Genomic DNA, 710 nt, shown 5'->3' on the forward strand with positions numbered 1-710 from the left:
GCTTTGCGCTAGGTTCAATGTCCCGTGATACATCGGGGCATCCCAAGGAAGAACGAACCATGACTAAAAAGGCTGTTATCGTTTTCAGCGGTGGACAGGACTCCACCACTTGTTTGATCCATGCGTTACCGCTCTACGATGAAATCCACTGCATTACGTTCGACTATGGCCAGCGCCACCGCGCGGAAATCGAGGTGGCGCAGCAACTGTCGAAAGAGCTTGGCGTGACGGTGCACAAGGTTCTGGACACGACGTTGTTGAATGAACTGGCTATCAGTAGTTTGACGCGCGATAACATTCCAGTACCTCGTGTGAATAGCTCAGGAGAAAGCCTGCCAAGTACTTTTGTGCCCGGTAGAAATATTCTGTTTTTAACCTTGGCCTCTATTTATGCCTATCAAGTTCGCGCCGAGGCTATCATCACAGGTGTTTGCGAGACGGATTTCTCTGGCTACCCGGATTGCCGCGATGAGTTTGTCAGGGCTCTGCATAAAGCCATTGAGCTGGGTATGGACTACCAGCTGCGGATTGAAACGCCGCTCATGTGGCTGAACAAAGCAGAAACATGGGCTCTTGCCGAGCAGCATGGGAAGCTTGAATTGGTTCAGCGTCAGACACTGACTTGCTACAACGGAATAATTGGAACTGGATGCGCGAATTGCGACGCGTGCAATCTTCGAGCGAAAGGRCTGAATGAGTTTATGGAGAAC

At 50.8% G+C, this 710-nt stretch carries 1 protein-coding gene; it reads left to right on the plus strand.

Annotation, left to right across the window (positions count from 1 at the left end):
* Positions 1-59: 59 nt before the first annotated feature.
* The coding region (queC, locus tag AC1DRJ_RS30980) for a 7-cyano-7-deazaguanine synthase QueC (protein ID WP_477805466.1) at positions 60-710 on the plus strand (651 nt) is incomplete at its 3' end.

This window comes from Pseudomonas sp. P5_B2 (assembly GCF_056400445.1).